The sequence below is a fragment of the Streptomyces glaucescens genome, assembly GCF_002154375.1.
GTDB classification, from domain to species: Bacteria; Actinomycetota; Actinomycetes; order Streptomycetales; family Streptomycetaceae; genus Streptomyces; species Streptomyces glaucescens.
In genome coordinates this window covers 1-8,592 of sequence record NZ_MUND01000480.1, presented here as the reverse complement: position 1 = coordinate 8,592, position 8,592 = coordinate 1, and the positions used below count along the sequence as shown (strand labels likewise).

General features: G+C 72.2%; 7 protein-coding genes. 4 read left to right on the top strand and 3 right to left on the bottom strand.

The window, feature by feature from the left end:
- The 3 genes from CCN42_RS44875 to glgX all read right to left on the bottom strand — a co-directional run.
- On the bottom strand, window positions 1-186 hold a 186-nt coding region (locus CCN42_RS44875; RefSeq protein ID WP_245877508.1), incomplete at its 3' end, for a hypothetical protein.
- Between the two features lie 102 nt (window positions 187-288).
- Window positions 289-1,701, bottom strand: coding sequence for a sulfatase family protein (locus CCN42_RS28705; protein ID WP_086739967.1), 1,413 nt, complete (start codon window positions 1,699-1,701; stop codon window positions 289-291).
- Between the two features lie 181 nt (window positions 1,702-1,882).
- Window positions 1,883-4,135, bottom strand: coding sequence for a glycogen debranching protein GlgX (gene glgX, locus CCN42_RS28700; RefSeq protein WP_086739969.1), 2,253 nt, complete (start codon window positions 4,133-4,135; stop codon window positions 1,883-1,885).
- Window positions 4,136-4,289: 154 nt separating this feature from the next.
- Between glgX and CCN42_RS28695 the strand changes: the two genes are divergently transcribed.
- From CCN42_RS28695 to CCN42_RS28680, 4 genes are all read left to right on the top strand, one after another.
- Window positions 4,290-5,537 (top strand): L,D-transpeptidase, encoded by a 1,248-nt coding sequence (locus CCN42_RS28695; protein ID WP_086739965.1) that lies wholly within the window; start codon window positions 4,290-4,292, stop codon window positions 5,535-5,537.
- A 161-nt stretch (window positions 5,538-5,698) separates the two neighbouring features.
- Complete coding sequence (locus CCN42_RS28690) at window positions 5,699-6,952, top strand: L,D-transpeptidase (protein WP_211294821.1); 1,254 nt, start codon at window positions 5,699-5,701, stop codon at window positions 6,950-6,952.
- Between the two features lie 76 nt (window positions 6,953-7,028).
- Complete coding sequence (locus CCN42_RS28685; protein ID WP_086168282.1) at window positions 7,029-7,796, top strand: enoyl-CoA hydratase/isomerase family protein; 768 nt, start codon at window positions 7,029-7,031, stop codon at window positions 7,794-7,796.
- Between the two features lie 278 nt (window positions 7,797-8,074).
- Window positions 8,075-8,578, top strand: a complete 504-nt coding sequence (locus tag CCN42_RS28680; protein ID WP_086739962.1) for an ATP-binding protein — start codon at window positions 8,075-8,077, stop codon at window positions 8,576-8,578.
- Window positions 8,579-8,592 lie beyond the last annotated feature (14 nt).

Genomic DNA, 8,592 nt, shown 5'->3' with positions numbered 1-8,592 from the left:
CAGGCCCACGCAGGAGGCGACGACCGCGACGAACGCGGCGGTGAACAGCCGCGTCCGCACGGGCCGCACGTACGGCCACAGCCGGAGCAGGCTGCGCACGGCGGACCGGCGGGCGGGGGGAGCGGCAGGTGGGCCGGCGGGTTGGTCCGGACTGTCTTCTGCGGTGGGGGTACGTGTCGTCGCCATCATGTCGAGATTACGGACAGCCACCGACGACGCCCACCGAGTTTCCCGTCGGCGGGGAGCACGGCCGGGAGGGAGCGCGGCCGGGCGCGGCGGGGAGCGCGGTCAGGTGCCCGGGTAGGGCAGCAGCCCCTTGGCGACCGCCTCCCACGCCCCCTTCAGCTCGGCCAGGAGTTCCGGCCGGGCGGCGGCCAGATCGGCCTGCTCGCGGACGTCCTCCGCCAGGTTGAACAGGTGGTCGCGGCCCGTCGCGTCCCGGTAGTACTTGAAGTCGCCGCGCCGCAGCGCCCGGTTGCCCCGCACCCGCCAGAACAGGTCGCGTTCGGGGAGGTCCTCGCCGCGCAGCAGATAGCCGGCCAGGCTGTGGCCGTCGAGCGGGTAGGCCGGGTCGGGGCGGGCGCCGCCCAGCTCCAGGAGGGTCGCCGTCCAGTCGGGGGTGTAGACGGGCTCGTGGCTGACCTGGCGGGCGTCGATCCGGGCGGGCCAGCGCAGGATGGTCGGCACCCGGATGCCGCCCTCCAGGAGCTGCGACTTCTCGCCGCTGAGCGGCCACTGGTAGGAGAACCGCTCGCCTCCGTTGTCGCTGGCGAACACGACGACCGTGTCCCGCTCCTGGCCCGACCTGCGCAGCGCGGCGAGCACCTCGCCGACGGCCGCGTCCAGGCTCTCCACCATCTCCCGGTACTTCTCCACCGAGCCGCCGTCCTGGTGCAGCAGCGCCGGCAGCACCGGGCCGCCGCCCCGGATCCGCGCGGCGATCTCGGCGCCCGCCTCCTCGTCGTCCTCCGTCAGCCACGGCCAGTGCGGGGTGGTGAAGTTGAGGTTGAGCAGCCAGGGCCGGTCGTGGTCCCGGCCGACGTACTCGACGGCCCGCTCGGTCAGCACGGTCGTGTAGTAGCGCAGGTCCCGGTAGGCGGCGTCGCCCTCGTAGAGGTCGTACTCGCCGAGCTGGCCCAGCTTGGAGAAGTACTCCAGGGCGCCGCCGAAGTTGCCGAAGAACTCGTCCCAGCCGGACCGGGTGGGGCTGTAGTCGGGGAGGAAGCCGCAGTGCCACTTGCCGATCAGGGCGGTGTCGTAGCCCGCCTTCTTCAGCAGGGACGCCAGGGTGGGGTGGCCGGGGTCGAGGCCCTGGGTGCGGTTGCCGATGGGCTCGGCGAGTCCGCCGGGGGTACGGCCGGGGAAGCGCCCGGTGTAGAGGCTGAACCGGGTGGGGGAGCAGGTCGCGGAGCCCGCGTAGCCGTTGGTGAACCGCACGCCCTGCGCGGCGAGCCGGTCCAGGTGGGGGGTGCGGATGTGCGGTGCGCCGTACGCCGACAGATCGGCCCAGCCGAGGTCGTCGGCGAGGATGAACAGGACGTTGGGTCTGCGGTGGCCCCGGTCGGCGGGCCGGGCACGGAACGGGCGTTCGGCGGCGGCCCGGGTGCCCTCGGCGGCCTCGGCGGTGGCCGTGCCCGCGAGCGCGGTCGCGGCACCACCACCGACGAGTCCACCGAAGGCACGACGGGATATCTCGGGCATGACGGAATCCTCTGGGCAGACGTGTCCCCGGAAGGGACACGCGAAGGGAAGACGGGCGGAGCCGGGGGAGCGGCGGCTCAGCGACAGAGCGCGGGGGACGGCCTCATGACCATGGACGATGCCAGCGGGCGCGGCGCGGGGGCAACGATTCGCCCGGGGAGTTCACGGACCGGCAACACGTTCACGAACCCGCAACACTCCCGTCAGAGGCCACCTTCAGCAGCAGCACCGACCGCTCCGGCACCGTGATCGTCGTCCCCGCGCGGTGCGCCGCCGACGGCTCGGCGGCCTGCTCCTCCACCGAGGTGTCGACGACCACCTCGTACCGCTCCGCCCACGGCGGACCCGGCAGCACGAAGTCCACCGGCCGGTCCCCGGCGTGCAGCACGGCGAGGAAGCTGTCGTCGAGGATCGGCGCGCCCCGCTCGTCGCGGCCCGGTATGTCCCGCCCCGAGAGGTACATGCCCAGCGTGGCGGCGGGCGCGTACCAGTCCCCCTCGGTCATCTCGGTGCCCCGCGCGGTGAACCACGCCAGGTCCCGCAGCCCGTCCGCCGAGTGCGCCCGCCCCGAGAAGAACGCCCGGCGGCGCAGCACCGGGTGCCGGTGGCGCAGCGCGATCAGCCGCGAGGTCAGGTCGGACAGGGCCTTCCAGCCGGGCTCCGCCAGCAGTCCCCAGTCGAGCCAGCTGATCTCGTTGTCCTGGCAGTACGCGTTGTTGTTGCCGCCCTGGGTGCGGCCCAGCTCGTCACCGGCGACCAGCATGGGCACGCCCGTCGACAGCAGCAGGGTGGTCAGCAGGTTGCGCAGCTGGCGGCGGCGCAGCGCCCGCACCCCCTCGTCGTCGGTCTCGCCCTCGGCGCCGCAGTTCCAGGACCGGTTGTCGTTCGAGCCGTCCCGGTTGCCCTCGCCGTTGGCCTCGTTGTGCTTGCGCTCGTACGACACGAGGTCCCGCAGGGTGAAGCCGTCGTGCGCGGTGACGAAGTTGACGGACGCGTAGGGCCTGCGCCCGCCCCAGGCGTACAGGTCGCTGGAGCCCGACAGCCGGTACCCCATCTCCCGCACGTCGGGCAGCGCGTGCCGCCAGAAGTCGCGCACGGCGTCGCGGTACCGGTCGTTCCACTCCGTCCACAGCGGAGGGAACGCGCCCACCTGGTACCCCCCGGACCCCACGTCCCACGGCTCGGCGATCAGCTTCACCCGGCGCAGCACCGGGTCCTGCGCGATCACCGCGAGGAACGGGGACAGCATGTCGACGTCGTGCATGGAGCGGGCCAGCGCCGCCGCCAGGTCGAAGCGGAAACCGTCGACGCCCATCTCGGTGACCCAGTAGCGCAGCGAGTCGGTGATCAGGCGCAGCACGTGCGGCTGGACCACGTGCAGGGTGTTGCCGCAGCCGGTGTAGTCGGCGTACCGGCGCGCGTCCGCCTGGAGGCGGTAGTAGCCGCGGTTGTCGATGCCCTTCAGGGACAGCGTCGGGCCGAGTTCGCCCGCCTCCGCGGTGTGGTTGTAGACCACGTCGAGGATGACCTCGATCCCGGCCGCGTGCAGGGCGCGCACCATCCGCTTGAACTCGCCGACCTGCTGGCCTCGGGTGCCGGAGGCGGCGTAGGCGGCGTGCGGGGCGAAGTAGCCGACGGAGTTGTAGCCCCAGTGGTTCTTCAGGCCCCTCCTGAGCAGGTGGTCCTCGTGGGCGAACTGGTGGACGGGCAGCAGCTCGACGGCGGTGACGCCGAGCTTGGTCAGGTGCTCGAGGGCGGCGGGGTGGGCGAGACCGGCGTAGGTGCCCCGCAGCTCCTCGGGGATCCCCGGGTGCAGCCGGGTGAAGCCCTTGACGTGCAGCTCGTATATCACCGAGTCCGCCCAGGGGGTCTTCGGGCGGCGGTCGTCGGCCCAGTCGTCGTCATCGTGGACGACGACGCCCTTGGGGACGAACGGCGCCGAGTCCCGGTCGTCGCGCACGGTGTCCGCGACCTGCTGCTGCGGCCAGTCCCGCACATGCCCGTACACCTCGGGGGGCAGCGCGAACTCGCCGTCCACCGCGCGCGCGTACGGGTCGAGCAGCAGCTTCGCCGGGTTCCAGCGCCCGCCGGTCCACGGGTCCCAGCGGCCGTGCACCCGGTAGCCGTACCGCTGCCCCGGCAGCACCCCCGGCACGAACCCGTGCCAGATCTCGTGGGTGAGCTCGGTCAGCCGCACCCGCCGCTCGCCGCCCGCCTCGTCGAACAGGCACAGCTCGACCGCCTCCGCCCCGCCCGCCCACAGCGCGAAGTTGGTGCCGGCCACCCCGTCCGGGCCGACCCGGAACCGCGCGCCCAGCGGCATCGGCGCCCCCGGCCACGCGGACACCGACGGCGCCGCGCGCGCGGCGCCGTCCACGACGGGGGCCGGGCGCCCCTCCCCGGCACACGTCTCCTGCTCGGCAGCGCTGGACACCAGTACGCCTCCCACGGCTCATGGGACGACCTGCCCAGCAAGGCCTGTGGCGTCCCGGCCCGGCTCCCCGTCGCGTCGCCCTCCCCCCTGTTCTGCCCAGAGCTTGGCTCGCACTCACGTTTCCCCAGGGCGGGCGCCGTCGTTGGACATCCATGTGAGGCACGTACAAGGGCGCGCGCGGCGCGCGAGGGCCGCACTGGCCGCCGTACTGACATGGGCAGGACTCCTGGCCGGGGCCGCCGGCTGCACCGGGGACGGCACCGGGGGGATCGGTTTCGGCGGGCCCGGCAAGCCCCCCGCACCCGAGGACGTCATCCGGGTCCGGCCGGACGACGGCAGCAAGGGCGTCGAGCCGGACACCGACCTCTCCGTCCGGGTGCCGGACGGGCGGCTGGAGTCCGTGAAGGTGATCAAGTCCCAGGATGCCCAGGAGATGCCGGTGCCGGGCCGTATCTCCGCGGACGGGCGCAGCTGGAAGCCGTTCGGCGAGCGCCTCGCGCTGGCCGCCGAGTACACGGTCGACGCGGTCGCCGTCGACGGCCACGGCCGCCGCTCGGCCCGGCACACGACCTTCACCACCCACGTCCCCGAGGAGCGCTTCATCGGGTACGTCTCCCCGGAGAACCGCGCCACGGTCGGCACCGGAATGATCGTCTCCCTGGAGTTCAACCGGGAGATCGAGCACCGCGCGGCCGTCGAACGCGCCATCCGCGTCACCGCGGAACCCGCCGTCGAGATCCGCCCCCACTGGTTCGGCGACGACCGGCTCGACTTCCGTCCCAGGACGTACTGGAAGCCCGGCACCGAGGTCAGCGTCGACCTGCGGCTGCGGGACGTCGAGGGCGCGCCCGGCGTCTACGGCCTGCAGTACAAGACGTTCACCTTCACCGTCGGCCGCAGCCAGGTCTCCCTCGTCGACGCCGCCGAGCACACCATGGAGGTCCGGCGCGACGGCGAGCTGCTCGGCACCGTGCCCATCACCGCGGGCGCCCCCAGGACCACGACGTACAACGGCAAGATGGTGGTCACCGAGATGCTGGAGGTCACCCGGATGAACGGCGCCACGGTCGGCTTCAAGAAGAAGGACGGCAAGGGCGAGTACGACATCCCGGACGTCCCGCACGCCATGCGGCTCACCGACTCCGGCACCTTCCTGCACGGCAACTACTGGGCCCCGGCCAGTGTCTTCGGCCGGGCCAACGTCAGCCACGGCTGTGTCGGCCTGCGCGATGTGAAGGGCGGCGGCGCCGACACCCCGGCGGGCTGGTTCTTCGACCGCAGCCTCATCGGCGACGTCGTCGAGGTCGTCAACAGCAATGACAGAACGGTCTCGCCCGACAACGGGCTCGGCGGGTGGAACATGAGCTGGAAGCGGTGGAAAGCGGGCAGTGCGGTGAAGTGACCCGAAAGGGGGGAACGGTTGGGACCGAACGGTGACATTTCCGGGGCGCCCGGCGCGCTGACCATGTGGTTAATATGCGCCGAGCGCGCGGGACGCGCTGGGGAGCGGGCCCGACGGGGCCCGGTGAGGGTCCGGTTCCGGACCCGTTGAGGGGAGACAAGTTGAACGTGCGGCCGATATCGGGGGCGTCGGTGGACGCGCGCGGGGGGAGCGGACGCGGCAGGGGGCCGCTCGCGCTGATACTCGGGGCGCTGCTGCTGACGGTCACCGCGTGCGGCGGAGGATCGGACTCCGGGCAGGGCCCGGGGGACGGCGGGAACAAGCCGAAGGGCTCGGCCAGCGCCGTGAGCGGGCAGTCGGAGGCGGTCGTCGCCATCAGCCCGAAGGACGGCGCGAAGTCCGTCGACACCAGCGGCGCCCTGAAGGTGACGGCCGCCAAGGGCAAGCTCACCGAGGTCGTCGTCAAGGACACCGAGGGCACGGAGGTCGACGGCGCGATATCCAAGGACGGCGCCACCTGGACGCCGTCCACCCACCTGGCCGCCGCGACCACGTACAGGGTGCACGCGGTCGCCAAGGACTCGGCGGGGCGCACCGCCGCCGAGGACTCCCGCTTCACCACCCTGACGCCGGAGAACACGTTCATCGGGCAGTTCACCCCCGAGGACGGTTCCACCGTCGGCGTCGGAATGCCGTTCTCGCTCCGCTTCACCCGGGGGATCACCAACCCCGAGGACGTCGAGAAGGCCATCGAGATCAAGACCGAGCCGGCCGTCGAGGTCGCGGGCCACTGGTTCGGCAACGACCGGCTCGACTTCCGGCCCGAGAAGTACTGGAAGGCCGGCACCAAGGTCACCGTCCGCCTCAACCTCGACGGCGTCGAGGGCCGCCCCGGCGTCTACGGCGAGCAGGACAAGACCATCTCCTTCACCATCGGCCGCGAGCAGGTCTCCGTCGTCGACGCGAAGAAGCTCACGATGAAGGTCATGCGGGACGGCAAACTCGTCAAGACCATCCCGGTCACCACCGGCGCCCCCGGCTACGAGACCTGGAACGGCCAGATGGTCATCACCGAGCGGCTGCCCGTCACCCGGATGAACGGCGAGACGGTCGGCTACGGCGGCGAGTACGACATCAAGGACGTCCCGCACGCCATGCGGCTGAGCACCTCCGGCACCTTCATCCACGGCAACTACTGGGGCGGCGACGCCTTCGGCAACTACAACGCCAGCCACGGCTGCATCGGCCTGCGCGACGTGCGCGGCGGCTGGGACAAGGACGCGCCCGCCGCCTGGTTCTTCGACAACTCGATGATCGGCGACGTGGTCGTCGTGAAGAACTCCGAGGACCGGATCATCGACCCGGACAACGGCCTCAACGGCTGGAACATGTCCTGGGAGAAGTGGAAGGCGTGACGCGCTGACTGCGCGCGGGCCCGGTGTGAGCTACCGCACCGGGCCCGTTGCCGTTAGTGGACGTTAACCTGCCTGCATGACCGTAAACCTCGAAGTCGCGGACGGCGTCGGCACGCTGCGCCTGGACCGCCCGCCGATGAACGCGCTGGACGTGGCCACCCAGGACCGGCTCAAGGAACTGGCCGAGGAGGCCACGCGCCGCGAGGACGTGCGCGCCGTGGTCGTCTACGGCGGCGAGAAGGTGTTCGCGGCCGGCGCGGACATCAAGGAGATGCAGGAGATGGACCACACCGCGATGGTCCTGCGCGCCCGCGCTCTGCAGGACTCCTTCACGGCGGTGGCCCGCATCCCCAAGCCGGTCGTCGCGGCCGTCACCGGGTACGCGCTGGGCGGCGGCTGCGAGCTGGCGCTGTGCGCGGACTACCGGATCGCCGGGGAGAACGCCAAGCTCGGCCAGCCGGAGATCCTGCTCGGCCTGATCCCGGGCGCGGGCGGCACCCAGCGGCTGGCCCGGCTGATCGGCCCCTCCAAGGCGAAGGACCTCATCTTCACGGGCCGCCAGGTGAAGGCCGACGAGGCGCTGGCGCTCGGTCTGGTGGACCGGGTGGTGCCGGCGGCGGAGGTCTACGAGGCGGCGCACGCGTGGGCGGCGAAGCTGGCCCAGGGTCCGGCGATCGCCCTGCGCGCGGCGAAGGAGTCGATCGACACCGGTCTGGAGACCGACATCGAGACGGGCCTGGCCGTGGAGCGCAACTGGTTCGCGGGCCTGTTCGCCACGGAGGACCGGGCGATCGGGATGCGCAGCTTCGTCGAGGAGGGGCCGGGCAAGGCGAAGTTCCGCTGAACGGCCGCTGAACGCGCGCGTGTCCGCTTGCTGTTGACGTGATGGCCGGTTCCCTCGAAGGGGCGGTTCGCGGAAGCCCGGCGGCGACCGCGGGCCCGTCCCGCCGGGGGAACCCGTGTCCTGTCGTTGGTCGATTTGTCGTCGCAGGTCAACAGTGTCGTGTTCGACTCTGCGTTGCCTGTGGCACATGCCGATCGGGTGGTGCGGTGGCGGGCTCGCGCGGGGCGCATTCCTCCGGAACGGCCCCGGCGGGCACACCGGGCGGCCATGATGGGGGCATGGCGGGGCTGGAGGGCATCGAACAGCCGCGAGGACGCGGCCGTGCGACCACGGGGCGCTGGTCGCCCGCGGTGGAGGACGAACTGGCGCTGAAGGCTCTCGAGACGTACGGCAACCCCACGGAGCAGGAGGTGTCGCTGCCGTCCCGCCCCGAGTCCGCGGCGGCGGCCCGCCGCCTCGCCCAGATGGTGGTCCTGCGCCAGTGGGGACTGACCCCCAGGATGACCGAGGACGCCGTCCTGCTCGTCTCCGAACTCGTGGGCAACGCCGTACGGCACACCGGCGCCCTGGTCTTCCACCTCCGCATGCGCCGCCTGCGCGGACGCATCCGCGTCGAGGTCCGCGACCCGTCCCGGGGCCTGCCCTGCCTGCTGCCGGTCCAGGAACTCGACGTCAGCGGCCGGGGTCTGTTCCTCGTCGACAAGCTCTCCGACCGTTGGGGCGTCGACCTCCTTCCGCGCGGCAAGACGACCTGGTTCGAGATGCGGGTCGCGGACCGCTAGGCCGTGTCCGCAAA

Excerpts from the sequence above, each read along its gene's own strand:
- CCN42_RS28685 (WP_086168282.1), top strand. The coding sequence starts at position 7,029 with ATGACCGTAAACCTCGAAGTCGCGGACGGCGTCGGCACGCTGCGCCTG.
- CCN42_RS28705 (WP_086739967.1), bottom strand. The coding sequence starts at position 1,701 with ATGCCCGAGATATCCCGTCGTGCCTTCGGTGGACTCGTCGGTGGTGGT.
- CCN42_RS28680 (WP_086739962.1), top strand. The coding sequence starts at position 8,075 with ATGGCGGGGCTGGAGGGCATCGAACAGCCGCGAGGACGCGGCCGTGCG.